12 protein-coding genes are annotated in these 15,369 nt (G+C 70.4%); 9 read left to right on the top strand and 3 right to left on the bottom strand.

Translation table 11 applies throughout. The annotated features are described in order from the left end of the window. The first annotated feature begins 3 nt into the window (after nucleotides 1-3). The 4 genes from ACFVXE_RS07655 to ACFVXE_RS07670 all read left to right on the top strand — a co-directional run bounded on the left by ACFVXE_RS07655 (nucleotide 4) and on the right by ACFVXE_RS07670 (nucleotide 6,121). Nucleotides 4-594, top strand: a complete 591-nt coding sequence (locus tag ACFVXE_RS07655; RefSeq protein WP_389670085.1) for a DUF3090 domain-containing protein — start codon at nucleotides 4-6, stop codon at nucleotides 592-594. After that, complete coding sequence (locus tag ACFVXE_RS07660) at nucleotides 558-1,403, top strand: SCO1664 family protein (protein ID WP_389670086.1); 846 nt, start codon at nucleotides 558-560, stop codon at nucleotides 1,401-1,403. Before ACFVXE_RS07655 ends, ACFVXE_RS07660 begins: the two co-directional genes overlap by 37 nt. Before the next feature lie 331 nt (nucleotides 1,404-1,734). After that, nucleotides 1,735-2,964 carry a cysteine--1-D-myo-inosityl 2-amino-2-deoxy-alpha-D-glucopyranoside ligase gene (gene mshC, locus ACFVXE_RS07665; RefSeq protein ID WP_389670087.1) on the top strand — a complete coding sequence of 410 codons (1,230 nt, stop codon included), beginning with the start codon at nucleotides 1,735-1,737 and terminating at the stop codon, nucleotides 2,962-2,964. 109 nt (nucleotides 2,965-3,073) lie between these two features. After that, nucleotides 3,074-6,121 carry an NPCBM/NEW2 domain-containing protein gene (locus ACFVXE_RS07670; protein ID WP_389670088.1) on the top strand — a complete coding sequence of 1,016 codons (3,048 nt, stop codon included), beginning with the start codon at nucleotides 3,074-3,076 and terminating at the stop codon, nucleotides 6,119-6,121. A gap of 65 nt (nucleotides 6,122-6,186) precedes the next feature. Here the strand turns inward: ACFVXE_RS07670 and ACFVXE_RS07675 are convergent, their stop codons facing one another. Beyond that, on the bottom strand, nucleotides 6,187-7,224 hold the full coding sequence (locus ACFVXE_RS07675; protein WP_389670089.1) for a PAC2 family protein: 1,038 nt from the start codon (nucleotides 7,222-7,224) through the stop codon (nucleotides 6,187-6,189). A 344-nt stretch (nucleotides 7,225-7,568) separates the two neighbouring features. Here ACFVXE_RS07675 and ACFVXE_RS07680 point away from each other — a divergent pair, with 344 nt between their 5' ends. The 5 genes from ACFVXE_RS07680 to ACFVXE_RS07700 all read left to right on the top strand — a co-directional run bounded on the left by ACFVXE_RS07680 (nucleotide 7,569) and on the right by ACFVXE_RS07700 (nucleotide 13,386). Continuing rightward, nucleotides 7,569-8,912 (top strand): L-fuconate dehydratase, encoded by a 1,344-nt coding sequence (locus ACFVXE_RS07680; RefSeq protein WP_389670090.1) that lies wholly within the window; start codon nucleotides 7,569-7,571, stop codon nucleotides 8,910-8,912. After that, the gene (locus tag ACFVXE_RS07685) at nucleotides 8,912-9,691 is read left to right on the top strand and encodes an SDR family NAD(P)-dependent oxidoreductase (RefSeq protein ID WP_389670091.1); all 780 of its coding nucleotides are present in this window, start codon (nucleotides 8,912-8,914) and stop codon (nucleotides 9,689-9,691) included. Before ACFVXE_RS07680 ends, ACFVXE_RS07685 begins: the two co-directional genes overlap by 1 nt. A 79-nt stretch (nucleotides 9,692-9,770) precedes the next feature. Continuing rightward, nucleotides 9,771-10,811, top strand: a complete 1,041-nt coding sequence (locus ACFVXE_RS07690; RefSeq protein ID WP_389670092.1) for a sugar ABC transporter substrate-binding protein — start codon at nucleotides 9,771-9,773, stop codon at nucleotides 10,809-10,811. 2 nt (nucleotides 10,812-10,813) lie between these two features. Next, nucleotides 10,814-12,337 (top strand): sugar ABC transporter ATP-binding protein, encoded by a 1,524-nt coding sequence (locus ACFVXE_RS07695; protein ID WP_389670093.1) that lies wholly within the window; start codon nucleotides 10,814-10,816, stop codon nucleotides 12,335-12,337. Beyond that, nucleotides 12,334-13,386: an ABC transporter permease gene (locus ACFVXE_RS07700; protein WP_389670094.1), complete on the top strand. Its 1,053-nt coding sequence runs from the start codon at nucleotides 12,334-12,336 to the stop codon at nucleotides 13,384-13,386. Before ACFVXE_RS07695 ends, ACFVXE_RS07700 begins: the two co-directional genes overlap by 4 nt. 55 nt (nucleotides 13,387-13,441) lie before the next feature. Here ACFVXE_RS07700 and ACFVXE_RS07705 read toward each other — a convergent pair whose 3' ends face one another. Together ACFVXE_RS07705 and ACFVXE_RS07710 are read right to left on the bottom strand one after the other, a co-directional pair. Next, the gene (locus ACFVXE_RS07705; RefSeq protein ID WP_389670095.1) at nucleotides 13,442-14,113 is read right to left on the bottom strand and encodes a FadR/GntR family transcriptional regulator; all 672 of its coding nucleotides are present in this window, start codon (nucleotides 14,111-14,113) and stop codon (nucleotides 13,442-13,444) included. A 120-nt stretch (nucleotides 14,114-14,233) separates the two neighbouring features. Next, nucleotides 14,234-15,292 (bottom strand): LLM class flavin-dependent oxidoreductase, encoded by a 1,059-nt coding sequence (locus ACFVXE_RS07710; RefSeq protein ID WP_389670096.1) that lies wholly within the window; start codon nucleotides 15,290-15,292, stop codon nucleotides 14,234-14,236. Nucleotides 15,293-15,369: the final 77 nt, after the last annotated feature.

A 15,369-nucleotide genomic window follows, 5' to 3' on the forward strand; every position in this document is an offset into this window, starting at 1 on the left:
GACGTGTCCCGTCAGGTGTTCCTCTACGACCCCCCGGACCGTTTCGTGGCCGGTACGGTCGGGCTGCCTGGACGCCGTACGTTCTTCCTGCAGGCATCCTCAGGCGGACGTGTCACCAGTGTGGCCCTGGAGAAGACCCAGGTCGCCGCGCTCGCCGAGCGGATCGACGAACTGCTCGACGAGGTCGTGCGGCGGACCGGCGGCAACTCGCCGGTGCCCGCCGTGGCCCCGATGGACGTCACCGACACCGCTCCGCTCGACGTTCCCGTCGACGAGGAGTTCCGGGTCGGCACGATGGCCCTTGCCTGGGACGGCGAGGAACAGCGCATGATCGTGGAGGCGCAGGCCCTGGTCGAGCTGGACGCGGACTCCGACGACGATCTCGCGGAGGCCGAGGAGCGGATGCTGCAGGACGAGGAGAACGGTCCGCCGATGCTCCGGGTGCGGCTCAGCGGCGCGCAGGCCCGGGCGTTCGCCAAGCGCGCCCTGGACGTCGTGAACGCCGGCCGCCCGCCCTGCCCGCTGTGCAGCCTGCCGCTCGATCCGGAAGGACACGTATGCCCGCGCCAGAACGGATACCGCCGGGGGGCCTGACGGGCACCGAGCTGATCACCCTGCTCACCAAGGGGGAGCTCACCGTCCGCGGTCAGGTCCGTGACGCGTCCAACGCGGTGCTCTTCTGCACGGTCGCGTACGAGGGCGAGGAGCGGAGCTGCGTCTACAAGCCGGTCGCCGGGGAGCAGCCCCTGTGGGACTTCCCCGACGGCACGCTCGCCGGGCGTGAGGTCGCCGCCTACGAGATCTCGGAGGTGACGGGGTGGGGGCTGGTTCCGCCGACCGTGCTGCGGGACGGGCCGTACGGGGAGGGCATGTGCCAGTTGTGGATCGATCCGCCGTCCGGCCGGTCGGCGGACGGTGAACCTCCGCTCCTGGCGCTCGTCGAGGACGAGGATCCGGGGGACGGGTGGAAGGCCGTGGTCCGGGCCGAGGTGGACGAGGGCAGGACCGCGCTCCTGGTGCACGCGGACGATCCACGGCTGAGACGGCTGGCGGTGCTGGACGCGGTGATCAACAACGCCGACCGCAAGGGCGGCCATCTGCTGCCCGCGCCGGACGGACGGCTCTACGGCATCGACCACGGTGTGACCTTCAACGCGGACGACAAGCTGCGCACCCTGCTGTGGGGATGGGCGGGGGAGCCGCTGACGACCGAGGCCGTCGAGGCGCTGGACCGTCTGGAGCTGGCGCTGGAGCCGGGAACGGCGCTGGTCACCCGACTGGCGGAGCTGATCACCGCGGCGGAGATCGACGCGTTGCGGGGGCGGGTGGAAGGGCTGCGGTCGGCGGGACTGCATCCGGGGCCGAGCGGGGCGTGGCCGGCGATACCGTGGCCGCCGGTGTGACGGTGAGGGACGGCCCGGCATCGGGCGTCACAGCCCCGGCCTGAGACCCACCCGCCTCACGGAGCACGCACCGCACCGGCCTGACGGGTCCGGCCGGTGGCTCGATTCCGGCGCGCTGTGGCGAGAAGACGCCTTTCCGGCCCTCGCGGCCCCGGATCCGACCCCCGGGGCCTCCGGGGCGGCCCGGGCCGCGAGAGGGCCCGCGAGGGGCGTCCGTGCTGCAGAAAGGGGCGGGCGGGGCGAGTGCACCGCAAAGGCGCAAGACCGCCTCTCCGGCCCAGATCACGCATCCGGTTCGTATCCGGAAGCAACGTCCGGTTACGCTCATGACATGCATGCCTGGCCCGCTTCTGAGGTCCCCGCCCTGCCTGGCAAGGGCCGCGACCTTCGGATCCACGACACCGCGACCGGCGGACGGATCACTCTTGACCCCGGTCCCGTCGCCCGTATCTACGTCTGCGGCATCACGCCGTACGACGCGACCCACATGGGTCATGCGGCGACCTACAACGCGTTCGACCTCGTTCAGCGCGTGTGGCTCGACACCAAGCGGCAGGTTCACTACGTCCAGAATGTGACCGACGTGGACGATCCGCTGCTGGAGCGGGCCGTGCGCGACGGTCAGGACTGGACCGAACTCGCCGAGCGTGAGACGGCCCTCTTCCGCGAGGACATGACGGCCCTGCGCATGCTTCCTCCGAAGCACTACATCGGCGCGGTGGAGGCGATACCCGGCATCGTCCCGCTCGTCGAACGGCTCCGGGACGCCGGCGCCGCCTACGAGCTCGACGGTGATGTGTACTTCTCCGTCGAGGCCGACCCGCACTTCGGCGAGGTGTCGGGCCTGGACTCCGAGGCGATGCGGCTGCTCTCCGCCGAGCGCGGCGGCGACCCGGAACGCCCGGGCAAGAAGAACCCGCTCGACCCGATGCTCTGGATGGCCGCCCGTGAGGGCGAGCCGAGCTGGGACGGCGCCTCGCTCGGACCCGGCCGGCCCGGCTGGCACATCGAGTGCGTGGCCATCGCCCTGGACCACCTCGGCATGGGGTTCGACGTCCAGGGGGGCGGCTCCGACCTCGCCTTCCCGCACCACGAGATGGGCGCCTCGCACGCCCAGGTGCTGACCGGCGAGCACCCGTTCGCCCAGACGTACGTGCACGCCGGAATGGTCGCCCTGGACGGCGAGAAGATGTCCAAGTCCCGGGGCAACCTGGTCTTCGTCTCGGCGCTGCGCCGCGACGGCGTGGACCCGGCCGCGATCCGGCTGGCCCTGCTCGCGCACCACTACCGGTCCGACTGGGAGTGGACCGACCAGGTGCTCGCCGACGCGGTCGAGCGGCTCGCCCGGTGGCGTTCCGCCGTCTCCCGGCCCGACGGGCTCTCCGCCGACGCCCTCGTCGAGGAGGTCCGTGAGGCCCTCGCCGACGACCTGGACGCGCCGGCCGCCCTGGCCGCCGTGGACCGCTGGGCCGAGCGCCAGAACGCCGAGGGCGGTACGGACGACGGGGCACCCGGTCTCGTCTCCCGCACCGTCGACGCGCTGCTGGGCGTCGCACTGTAACAACCTGCTCGCTTCTGTCTGTTGATCGGCCTTGGACTTCTCCACGAAGTTCAGGGCCGGTCCTGTTTTGTCCATGGTCATATGCTCGCGACTGCGCTAAAAGCTCTCTATGCAATCAACAACGCGCATAAGAGTGGCGGCAGTTGCAGCTCTGCTGGGACTGGCCGCCGTGTTCGCGGGGCCCGGCAGCGCCCAGGCCGAAACCGCGGCGCCCGAGGCCACGACGGTCGGTGACCTGAGCGGTTTCTCCGCCGACGGCTCCGTCTACCACCTCAGGGCGGGCTCAGCCGAGGCCCGGGTCAGCTTCGTCTCCGACGAGACCTTCCGCATCGAACTCGCCCCGGACGGCACGTTCTCCGACCCGACCGGCGACGACATCGTCCTGCCGCAGGGCAAGCCGCCGCACACCCGGTGGAAGGAGAAGGGAGACCGCTACGAGCTGTCCACCGACAGCGTCACGCTGCGCGCCTACAAGGCGCCGCTGCGCTTCGAGCTCCACCGGTCCGACGGCAGTCTCGTCTGGTCCGAGGCCAAGGGGCTGAGCTGGGACGGGGAGCGGACCACCCAGACGCTGGCCCGCGGCGCCGACGAGCAGTTCTACGGCGCCGGGATGCAGAACGGGAGCGGCAACACCTCGCACCGCGACCAGACCGTCGAGGTGGGCGTCGACTACGACTGGGACGACGGGGGCCACCCCAACTCCGTGCCGTTCTACCTCTCCTCGGCCGGGTACGGCGTCTTCCGCAACACCTACGCACCCAACACCTACGCGTTCACCGACCCGGTGACCACCAGTGCGCAGGAACAGCGCTTCGACGCCTACTACTTCGCCGGCGACGACGCCAAGGACGTCATCGGCCAGTACACGAAGCTCACCGGAAAGCCCTTCCTGCCACCCGTGTACGGGATGGAGATCGGCGACTCCGACTGCTACCTGCACAACGCCAACCGCGGCGAGCGCCGCACCCTGGACTCCCTGAAGGTGGCCGACGGCTACGTCGAGAACGACATGCCGAACGGCTGGATGCTCGTCAACGACGGCTACGGCTGCGGTTACGAGGACCTCACCGAGGCGGCCAAGGGCCTCCAGGACCGTGACATGCAGCTCGGCCTGTGGACCGAGGACGGCATCGACAAGATCGCCGACCAGGTGAAGGCGGGCCAGCGGGTCGCCAAGCTGGATGTCGCCTGGGTCGGCCCGGGTTACAAGTTCGCCCTCGACGGCTGCAAGGACGCCTACCGGGGCATCGAGGACAACAGCGACGCCCGCGGCTTCACGTACGCCCCCGAGAGCTGGGCCGGCGCGCAGCGCTGCGGTGTCCAGTGGTCCGGCGACCAGTACGGCACCTGGGACTACATCCGCTGGCAGATCCCGACCTACGCCGGCGCCACGATGTCGGGACTGGCCTACACGACGGGCGACGTCGACGGCATCTTCGGCGGCAGCGCCAAGACGTACACGCGTGATCTCCAGTGGAAGATGTTCCTGGGCACCACGATGACCATGGACGGCTGGGCGGCCGCCGACAAGCAGCCCTACCAATACGGCGAGCCGTACACCACCATCAACCGCGACTACCTCAAGCTGAAGGAGTCGCTGCTGCCGTACCAGTACTCGTACGCGCACGAGGCGACCGAGACCGGCGTCGGCATGGTCCGCCCGCTCGTCCTCGAATACCCGGACGACCCCAAGGCGGCGACGGACGCGGCGAAGTACGAGTTCATGTCCGGTGAGGACTTCCTCGTCGCACCCGTCTACCAGGACAGCACCCGGCGCGACGGTATCTATCTGCCGAAGGGCACCTGGACCGACTACTGGAGCGGCCGCACCTACCAGGGACCGACCACCGTCGACCACTACAGCGCCCCGCTGGACACCCTGCCGCTCTTCGTGAAGGCCGGCGCCGCCGTGCCGATGTGGCCGGGCATCCGCTCGTACAAGGACCGCACGGCCGACTCCCCGCTGGCCTGGGACGTCTACCCGCAGGGCAGTTCCTCCTTCACGCTGTACGAGGACGACGGCGTCACCAGGCAGCACCGTGACGGCAAGTACGCCACCCAGCGCGCCGAGGTCCGGGCGCCGGTCCGGGGGGCGGGCGACGTCACCCTGAGGATCGGGGAGAGCAAGGGGAACTTCACGGGCAAGCAGCACAGCCGCCCGTACGAGTTCACCGTGCACACCGGGTCCGCGCCTGGCGAAGTCAAGCTGAACGGCACACTGCCCCGGCTGGGTTCGGCGGCCGCGTACAAGGCGGCGAAGCAGGGCTGGTGGTACGACCAGGACGACCGCGGCGGTGTGGTGAAGATCAAGACCGCCCCGCTCTCCACCGGCAGGAAGTTCAGCGTGACGCTGAAGAACGCCAGCGCCGTCGGCGGCCGGAAGGCGGACGCCACGGCCGTCGTCTCCGCACCGGACGGGCAGGAGGCGGGGGCGGGCGTCACGGGCACCGTGGCCGTCGACGTCACCGCGGGCGCCGCCGACGTCACGGACGCCGCCGTCACCCTGGACGTCCCCGAGGGGTGGCAGGTCACCCCGGCGAAGACCGTGGACCGGATCCCGGCGGGCACCACCCGGCGGGTCGAGGTGGCGGTCACCCCGGCGAAGGACGCCACGGCGGGGGAGGCCCGGATCACGGCGCTCGCCCGCTACCGGTCGGCGGGCGAAGCCCGGACCACCGTCCAGCGGTTCGCGGCCGCGGTGATGCCCCAGCCGCCGACCGCCGACACCTGGGCGAGCGACCTGGTGTGGCTGACGTCGACGAACGGCTACGGACCGCCGGAGCGCGACCGCAGCAACGGCGAGTCCGGCGCGGCCGACGGACACACCCTCACCCTCGCAGGGAAGACGTACGAGAAGGGAATCGGCAGCCACGCCGACTCCGACATCGAGGTCTACCTGGGGGGACGCTGCACCACGTTCACCGCGGACGCCGGGATCGACGACGAGATCAACGGCTACGGCGAAGTGGCGTTCTCCGTCGAGGCGGACGGCAAGGTGCTGTGGACGTCGGAGAAGGTGACCGGGGCATCGGCGACCGTACCGGTCGAGGTGAATGTCGAGGGTGCGCGCCATGTGCATCTGAAGGTCACCGACACCAACAACTCCAAGACGGGTGACCACGGCGACTGGGGCGCAGCGCGGTTCAGCTGCTCCTGACCGCCCCCGGTGACCGGTGGGGCGCCGGGCGGTTCCGCTGCCCGGCGCCCCACACGCCGTATTCCTCAGTCCTCCGATGAATCGTCGGTGCCGGTGTCCTCGTCGGAGGAGGGGCGCTCCTTGGGCGAGTCGCCGGTGGACCCCGGTGGGGGCCCCGGCTTCGGCGGCTTCGGAGGCCTGGTACGGCCGCTCGACGTGTCCCGCAGGTAGGACGAGGAGTCGCTGCCGTCCGTCGCGTGACCGCCCGGCGTCTGGCCGGGGCCGATGTCCCGGCGCCGCAGATACCGCTCGAACTCGCGGGCGATGGCCTCGCCGGTCGCCTCGGGAAGCTCAGCGGTGTCCCGGGCCTCCTCCAGCGTCTGCACGTACTCCGCCACCTCGCTGTCCTCGGCGGCCAGTTGATCGACCCCCAGCTGCCAGGCCCGCGCGTCCTCGGGCAGTTCGCCGAGCGGGATGCGCAGCCCGATCAGGTCCTCCAGACGGTTGAGCAGGGCCAGCGTCGCCTTCGGGTTGGGCGGCTGCGACACGTAGTGCGGCACCGCCGCCCACAGGCTCACCGCCGGCACGCCCGCGTGCGTGCAGGCCTCCTGGAGGATGCCGACGATGCCCGTCGGGCCCTCGTACCGGGTCTCCTCCAGGTCCATGGTCCGCGCCAGGTCCGGGTCGGAGGTGACTCCGCTGACCGGTACCGGGCGGGTGTGCGGGGTGTCGCCGAGCAGCGCGCCCAGCACCACCACCATCTCCACGCCCAGCTCATGGGCGAAGCCCAGGAGCTCGTTGCAGAACGAGCGCCAGCGCATGGACGGTTCGATTCCGCGGACCAGGACGAGGTCGCGGGGCTTGTCGCCGCCGATGCGGACCACGGAGAGCCGGGTGGTGGGCCAGGTGATCTTGCGTACCCCGTTGTCCAGCCAGACCGTCGGCCGGTTGACCTGGAAGTCGTAGTAGTCCTCGGCATCGAGCGCCGCGAACACCTCGCCCTTCCACTCCCGGTCCAGGTGCGCGACCGCCGTGGAGGCGGCGTCACCTGCGTCGTTCCATCCCTCGAACGCGGCCACCATGACCGGGTCGATCAGCTCGGGAACCCCGTCGAGCTCGATCACCAGGCCTCCTTCCGAAGTTCCCTTGCGTACGCACCAACCTTACGGCCTCCCCCGTGACGGGGAGTGGGCTCCGATGCCACCGGGCCCCGCTCGCGGCGTTGCCGTCGGTCACCGCGCTCCGCGCCGCCTCCTCCGTCATGCGGCTTCGCCCGCCGCAACCCTTGCGCGGCCGGGTGAACCAGGTCCTATGGGTACATCAACTGCCCAACCGGGGCATCATTCTCCGGATTCATCCGAGCTGTACCCATCCAATTTCGTCTCAACCCTGGACGTTGGATCCTCCGGGCCGCTATACATCGGATGACCGGAACAGAGGTCCGATGTTATTTCCCCTGGGGGCGCACATGAGTCAGACCGTCACGGACTTCGAGGTCCACGACATCCGTTTTCCGACCTCGGAACAACTGGACGGCTCGGACGCCATGAACCCCGATCCCGACTACTCCGCCGCCTACGTCGTGCTGCGTACCGGTACCCCGGGCGGGCCGGACGGCGGCGCGGCCGCCGACGAGGGCCACGGGTTCTGCTTCACCATCGGGCGCGGCAACGAGGTGATGGCGGCTGCCATCGAGGCGATGCGGCCGTACGTGATCGGGCGCCCGGTGCCCCGTACCGCCGCCGCACTCGGCGCGCTCTACCGCGATCTCACCCATGACTCGCAACTGCGCTGGCTCGGCCCGGAGAAGGGCGTGATGCACATGGCGGCCGGCGCGGTGATCAACGCCGCCTGGGACCTGGCCGCGAAGCTGGCGGGCCGGCCCGTCTGGCAGTTCCTCGCCGAGATGACGCCCGAGGAGATCGTCTCCCTCGTCGACTTCCGTTACCTCACCGACGCCCTCACCCCCGACGAGGCCCTGGAGATCCTGCGGGCCGCCGAACCGGGGCGGGCGGGGCGCGCCGAAAGGCTGCGCGCCGAGGGCTACCCCGCTTACACCACCTCGCCGGGCTGGCTCGGCTACTCCGACGACAAGCTGGTCCGACTGGCGAAGGAGGCCGTCGCCGACGGCTTCACCCAGATCAAGCTGAAGGTCGGCGGAGACCTCGGGGACGACGTCCGCAGGCTGGCCCTGGCCCGCGAGGCGGTCGGACCGGCCGTCAGGATCGCTGTCGACGCCAACCAGCGCTGGGACGTCGCCGACGCGGTGGAGTGGATGAACGCGCTCGCGCCGTACGACCCGCACTGGATCGAGGAACCGACCAGCCCCGACGACATCCTCGGCCACGCGGCCGTACGGTCCGGGCAGCCGGTCAAGGTCGCCACCGGCGAACACGTCGCCAACCGCGTCGTGTTCAAGCAGCTGCTGCAGGCAGGCGCCGTCGACTTCGTCCAGATCGACGCGGCCCGGGTCGCCGGCGTCAACGAGAACCTGGCGATCCTGCTGCTCGCCGCCAAGTTCGGCGTTCCGGTCTGCCCGCACGCGGGCGGCGTCGGACTGTGCGAACTGGTCCAGCACCTGTCGATGTTCGACTATGTGGCGGTCTCCGGCAGCTGGGACAACCGGGTGATCGAGTACGTCGACCACCTCCACGAACACTTCGCCGACCCCACCGTGATCGAAGGGGGGCGCTACGTCGCCCCGAGCGCCCCGGGCTTCTCCGCCCGTATGCTTCCCGGCTCGATCGCCGCACACCGCTACCCGGAGGGCCCCGTATGGCAGGCCCGCCGCACGCCCGAGGAGGCCAACTGATGACCGGCACAAGCGACTTCGACGGAATGTCCGCCCTGGTGACGGGTGGTGCCTCCGGTATCGGGGCCGCCGTCGCGACGATGCTGCTGGAACGCGGCGCGCGCGTGGCCGTACTCGACCGGGAGACGGCGGGCGCCCCGGCGGGCGCGTTCGCCGTGAAGGCGGACGTCACCGATGACGACGCCGTGCGCGAGGCGGTCGGCCGGGCCGCGGCCGAACTGGGCTCCCTGCACACCGTGGTCTCCAACGCGGGCATCGGCTCCATCGGCACCGTCGAGGACAACGGCGACGACGAATGGACCCGGGTCCTGGACGTCAACGTGCTCGGCATGGTCCGCGTCGCCCGGCACGCCCTGCCCCATCTGCGGCGCGCGGCGGCCGACCGGCCCGGCGCCGTCTCGATCACCCAGACGTGCTCCATCGCGGCGACCGCGGGACTGCCGCAGCGCGCCCTGTACAGCGCCAGCAAGGGCGCGGTCCTGTCGCTGACCCTCGCCATGGCCGCCGACCACGTCCGCGAGGGCATCCGGGTCAACTGCGTCAACCCCGGTACCGCGGACACCCCGTGGATCGGCCGGCTTCTCGGCCAGGCCGACGACCCGGCCGCCGAACGCGCCGCGCTCAACGCCCGCCAGCCGCTGGGACGGCTCGTCTCGGCCGACGAGGTGGCAGCCGCGATCGTCTATCTCGCCAGCCCCGCCGCCGCCTCCGTCACGGGCACGGCACTGGCCGTCGACGGCGGAATGCAGGGCCTGCGGCTGCGGCCCGCCGACGACTGATCCACCCCCCGACCCGAGCCGCACCATCCGACCGAGCACCACCCCACCGAGCCAGTACTCCACGAAGGACGGGACACCAATGAGAGTGCGTACGACGAGTGCGGCAGCCTGCGCCGTACTGCTGGCCGTCACTGCCCTCGCGGGCTGCAACCGCGAGTCGACCGACGACGGCGCTGGCGCCGGCAAGGTCGGCATCGACCTGCCGCGCAGCGACAGCGACTTCTGGAACTCGTACCAGAACTACATTCAGAAGGGCGTCAAGGCGGGCGAGGTCAAGGCGCTGCCGCTGACCAACTCGCAGAACGACATCGGCAAGCTCGTCGCCAACGTCCAGACCTTCACCGACCAGGGTGCCAAGGCCGTCGTGATGGCCCCTCAGGACACCGGCGCCATAGCCGAGTCGCTGAACACGCTGAACGACAAGAAGATCCCGGTCATCAGCGTCGACACCCGCCCCGACAAGGGCAACGTCTACATGGTCGTCCGGGCCGACAACAAGGCGTACGGCACCAACGCCTGCAAGTACCTCGGCGAGCAGCTGAAGGGCAAGGGCAAGGTCGTCGAGTTCCAGGGCGACCTGTCCTCGATCAACGGCCGCGACCGGTCCGAGGCGTTCAAGGCCTGCATGGACAAGGACTACCCGGGCATCAAGGTCTTCGAGCTGGCCACCGACTGGAAGGGCGACGTCGCGTCCGCCAAGCTCCAGTCCACGCTCGCCGCGCACCCCGACATCAACGGCATCTACATGCAGGCCGGCGGGGTCTTCCTGCAGCCGACCCTCGCGCTCCTGGAGCAGAAGAAGCTGCTGAAGCCGGCCGGTTCGCCGGGCCACATCACGATCATCTCCAACGACGGCATCCCGGAGGAGTTCGACGCCATCAAGGCCGGGAAGATCGACGCGACGATCTCCCAGCCCGCCGACCTGTATGCCAAGTACGCGCTGTACTACGCCAAGGCGGCGCTGGACGGCAAGACTTTCAAGGCGGGCCCGACCGACCACGACTCCACCATCATCAAGATCCCGAACGGCTTCGAGGACCAGCTTCCCGCGCCGCTGGTGACCAAGGACAACGTGGACGACCCGAAGCTGTGGGCCAACCAGCTGGAGAAGAAGAGCTAGTCATGGACCAGGCACCACCACCTGCCGTACAGGCGGAAGGCGTCGTCAAACGCTTCGGGCCCACCGTGGCGCTCGACGGTGTGCAGCTCACCGTGCAGCCCGGCGAGTCCCATGCCCTCGTCGGACGCAACGGCGCGGGCAAATCGACCCTGGTCAGCGTGTTGACCGGACTGCACAAGGCGGACGCGGGCACGGTCCGGTTCGGCGGGGAGCCCGCGCCCGCCTTCGGGGACATCACGGCCTGGCAGTCCAAGGTCGCCTGCGTCTACCAGAAATCCATGGTCGTTCCCGATCTGACCGTCGCGGAGAACCTCTTCCTCGGCCGGCTGGACGACGAGTCCCGGTGGATCGGCTGGGGGAGGCTCCGCAGGCGTGCGGAGCAACTCCTCGCCGAGTACGGGGTCGAGGTCGACCCCAACACCCGGGCGAGGGATCTCGCCGTCGAGCAGCGGCAGTTCGTCGAGATCGCCCGGGCGCTGTCCTTCGGCGCCCGGCTGATCATCCTCGACGAGCCCACCGCCCAGCTCGACGCCCGCGGCATCGGGCGGCTCTTCGACAGGCTCAGGGAACTGCAGAGCCAGGGAGTGGCGTTCCTGTTCATCTCCCACCATCTGCAGGAGGTGTACGAGCTGTGCACGGCGGTCACCGTCTACCGCGACGCCCGCCACGTCCTGACCGCCCCGGTCGACGGCCTCACCAAGACCGAACTGGTCACGGCCATGACCGGCGAGAGGGGCGGCGGCCCCGCCGCCTGGCACGCGGACGGTGGCCGCGCGGCGGCGCGGCAGGAGCCGGCTGAGCCCGTACTGCGCACCGTCGGGCTGGCTCTGGAGGGGCAGTTCGAGCCGCTGGACCTGGAGGTGCACCCAGGTGAGGTGCTCGGCCTCGCCGGATCCGCGGCGAGCGGCAACACCGCGCTCGGTGAGGTGCTCGCCGGGATGCGCAAGGCCGGCGGCGGCACGGTCTCCGTACACGGGAAGGCCGTGCGGACCGGCAGCGTGCCGCACGCGCTGGACGCCGGGATCGGCTACATCCCCGAGGACCGGCACGACCAGGGCCTCGTCCTGGGCCGCAGCGTCGCGGAGAACGCCACGCTCACGGTCACCGATCAGCTCGGGCCGTGGGGGACCGTACTGCCCTCCCGTACAAGGGAGTTCGCGCGGTCGATGATCGAGTCGCTGGACATCAAGACACAGGGTCCCGAGCAGCCCGTCGCGGGGCTGTCGGGCGGCAACCAGCAGAAGGTGGTGGTCGCCCGCGCGCTGGCCCGCAGGCCGAGCGTGCTGGTCGCGGTCCGGCCCACCGCCGGTGTGGACGTCAAGTCCAAGGACTCGCTGCTCGGAGTCGTGCGACGGGTCGCCGACGAAGGCAGCGCCGCGGTGGTCGTCTCGGACGAGCTGGACGACCTGCGGGTCTGCGACCGGGTGCTCGTCCTGTTCCACGGGCGCGTGGTCGCCACGTTCGCAAGCGGGTGGACCGACGGGGAACTCGTCGCCGCCATGGAAGGTGTGGGGGAAAGGGAATGACCGGCACGATACGGCCGTCGGCGGCCGACGGCATCGACACGGGACCGAAGGGCGGGCCCGTCGACGGCAGCCCGCTGAGCCGGCTCAAGCTGATCCGGTGGAGCGACTTCTCCCTGGTGCCGGTGATCCTGGTGCTGATGGTGATCGGCTTCATCGTCTCGCCGGTCTTCCTCACCTCCGACAACCTGATCAGCGTCGTCCAGCAGTCCTCCGAGCTCAGCCTGCTGGTCCTCGGACAGGCGCTGATCCTGATCTGTGGACGGATGGACCTGTCGCTGGAGTCGACGATCGGCATCGCGCCCGTCGTCGCGATGTGGCTGGTGCTGCCCGCCGAGGGCGGCCGCTTCGCGGGCCTGGGGCTGCTGCCCTCCTGGACGGCGATCCCGCTCTGCCTGCTGGTGGGTCTCGCCATCGGCGCGGTCAACGGCTTCCTGATGCTGAAGCTGCGGGTCAACGGCTTCATCGCCACGCTCGGCATGCTCACCATGCTGCGCGGTCTCCACATCGGCATCACCGAGGGCAAGTCCATCACCGACGTCCCGGAGTCCTTCCGCTACCTCGGCAAGAGCGAATGGCTCGGCGTACCGGCCGCGGTCTGGATCTGCCTGGTGCTCTTCGCGGCCGGTGGCGCGGCGCTGGCCTGGCTGCGCCACGGTCGTGCGCTGTACGCGATCGGCGGCAACCCGGAGGCGGCGCGTGCCGCGGGCATCCGGGTCGACCGGATCACCTGGATCGTGCTCGCCGTCGGCGGGCTGCTGGCGGCCTTCGCCGGCATCCTCTACACCGGGCACTACGGCGCGGTCGCCGCGACGCAGGGCAACGGCTGGATCTTCCAGGTGTTCGCCGCGGCGGTCATCGGCGGCATCAGCCTGAAGGGCGGGCGCGGCACGCTGTTCGGTGCGCTGACCGGTGTGCTGACGCTGCAGCTGGTGGTCAACGTGATGACCCTCGGCGGGGTCCCGGCGCTGTGGAACCAGTTCCTCAACGGTGCGATCATCATCGTCGCCCTGGTCATCTCACGCTTCGCCAGCGGTGAGAAGCAGGACTGAACCGGCGGCCACGGGCCGGTGCGCGGAGCTCTCCGCGCACCGGCCCGTACGTCTGTCACAGCGTCGACCGCAGCCACTGCTCCACGCTCGCCACATGCACCGTCGCCCACGCGCGGGCCGCCTCCGCGTCCTGGTCCCGCAGCGCCGAGAGGATCGCCCGGTGCTCGTGCAGCGTGCGGCTGACCGCGTCCTCCTGGGTCAGGCCGCGCCAGACACGGGCCCGTGTCGTCGGCCCGGAGAGACCGTCGAGCAGTGAGCAGAGCACCGAATTCCCCGACGACTGCACGATGCCGCGGTGGAACTCCAGGTCGCAGGCGACCAGCTCCTCCACCGACGGCTGGGCGCCGAGCGCGTCGAGCTGGGAGCTCAGCGCGTCGAGCTGCGCCTCGCTGATCCGGGTCGCCGCCATCGCTGTCGCGGCGGGTTCCAGGATCCGGCGGACCGCCAGGAACTCCAGCACCGTGTCGTCGCGGTGGAAATCCACCACGAAACTCAGTGCCTCCAGCAGCAGCTGCGGGTCGAGGCTGGTGACGTACGTGCCGTCGCCCTGCCGGACATCGAGGATGCGGATCAGCGACAGAGCTCGGACCGCCTCCCGCAGCGAATTGCGGGACAGCCCGAGCTCCGCGGCGAGTTCGCTCTCCTTGGGCAGCCGGTCGCCGGGCCGTAGCGCACCCGAGACGATCATTCCCTTGATCTTCTCGATCGCCTCGTCGGTGACAGCCATGACGGTCCTCCTGGATTGGGACGGGATCAGACTCCGGAACAAGACATCCGATGTCTCCGTTTCATTATGGGGCCGGATCACAGGGAAGAACCGGGTCTGCCGGAGCTCGTGATCTATCGCTCACTCCCAGAGCGTCGACGGCGCCTCGCGCCGCACCACCGGAGCGACCTCCTCCGCGAAGCGCTGCAGCGTCTCGGTCTGCTCCGCGTGGCTCAGCCCGAAGCCGTCCACGGAGACCGACTGGAGGTCGTGCCCGTACACCTCGTGCCAGCCGAGGATCTTGTCGATGATCTGCTGCGGGCTGCCGATCAGCTGGGGCCCGTCCGCGATGGCCTCCTCGATCGTCCGGAACGGCGTGTTGTATCCCGCCCTCCCCTCCAGGTGCGGCCGGAAGGACTGCCGGACCTTCGCCTCGTACAGCTCCTTGTAACGCGCCACGGCCTGCTGCGAACCGTCCGCGATCAGCAGCCCGCCCGAACCCGCCGCCACATGGGCCGTCGCCGGATCGTGTCCGTAGGCCGCGAAACGCTCCCGGTAGTGGCCGATCAGCCGCGCGTACGCGGCCTTCGGCTGGACGGCGTTGGCCGTGAACAGCGGATCGCCGTGGAACGCGGCGAGCTCGGGGGAGTTGAGACTGGTCGCGGAGCCGTGCCAGACGCGCGGCAGCCCGGCGTACGGACGCGGCACCGTGGTCACCCCCTTCAGCGCAGGCCGGAACTCGCCCTGCCAGTCGACGCCTTCCTCCGTCCACAGGCGCCGCAGCAGCTCGTACTTCTCCTTCTGGAGGTCCCACTGCCGCGCCTCGTCGAGTCCGAAGAGGCTGAAGTGCCCGGCTTCCGCTCCCTTCCCGACGACCAGCTCGATCCGGCCCCGGGAGATCTGGTCGAGGGTCGCGAAGTCCTCGGCCACCCGGACCGGGTCGAGGATCGCGACGACCGTGACCCCGGTCAGCAGCCGGATCGTCCGGGTACGGGCCGCCAGCGCGCCGAGCACCACGCCCGGGCTGGACGAGAGGAACGGGCCGGCATGGCGTTCGCCGACCGCGTACGCGTCGAAGCCGAGCCGCTCCGCCACCGAACCGGTCTCGATCACCTCCGCGATCCGGTCGGCGGCGGACGGGAGTTCGCCGGTCAGCGGATGAGGGGCGTGGCCGATGAGGGAGAGCACGGAGAACTTCATGACGTCCACTGTCCCCGCGTGACATTGCGCGCGTATGGCGGCCGTGTGGCACGTGCACCGGCCGCCGCTCGGCGCCC

Origin of the sequence: Streptomyces sp. NPDC058231 (genome assembly GCF_042882275.1) — a bacterium.
Classification (GTDB): Bacteria; Actinomycetota; Actinomycetes; order Streptomycetales; family Streptomycetaceae; genus Streptomyces.

Excerpts from the sequence above, each read along its gene's own strand:
- mshC (WP_389670087.1), top strand. The coding sequence starts at position 1,735 with ATGCATGCCTGGCCCGCTTCTGAGGTCCCCGCCCTGCCTGGCAAGGGC.
- ACFVXE_RS07685 (WP_389670091.1), top strand. The coding sequence starts at position 8,912 with ATGACCGGCACAAGCGACTTCGACGGAATGTCCGCCCTGGTGACGGGT.
- ACFVXE_RS07690 (WP_389670092.1), top strand. The coding sequence starts at position 9,771 with ATGAGAGTGCGTACGACGAGTGCGGCAGCCTGCGCCGTACTGCTGGCC.
- ACFVXE_RS07695 (WP_389670093.1), top strand. The coding sequence starts at position 10,814 with ATGGACCAGGCACCACCACCTGCCGTACAGGCGGAAGGCGTCGTCAAA.
- ACFVXE_RS07705 (WP_389670095.1), bottom strand. The coding sequence starts at position 14,113 with ATGGCTGTCACCGACGAGGCGATCGAGAAGATCAAGGGAATGATCGTC.
- ACFVXE_RS07710 (WP_389670096.1), bottom strand. The coding sequence starts at position 15,292 with ATGAAGTTCTCCGTGCTCTCCCTCATCGGCCACGCCCCTCATCCGCTG.
- ACFVXE_RS07680 (WP_389670090.1), top strand. The coding sequence starts at position 7,569 with ATGAGTCAGACCGTCACGGACTTCGAGGTCCACGACATCCGTTTTCCG.
- ACFVXE_RS07660 (WP_389670086.1), top strand. The coding sequence starts at position 558 with ATGCCCGCGCCAGAACGGATACCGCCGGGGGGCCTGACGGGCACCGAG.
- ACFVXE_RS07700 (WP_389670094.1), top strand. The coding sequence starts at position 12,334 with ATGACCGGCACGATACGGCCGTCGGCGGCCGACGGCATCGACACGGGA.
- ACFVXE_RS07670 (WP_389670088.1), top strand. The coding sequence starts at position 3,074 with ATGCAATCAACAACGCGCATAAGAGTGGCGGCAGTTGCAGCTCTGCTG.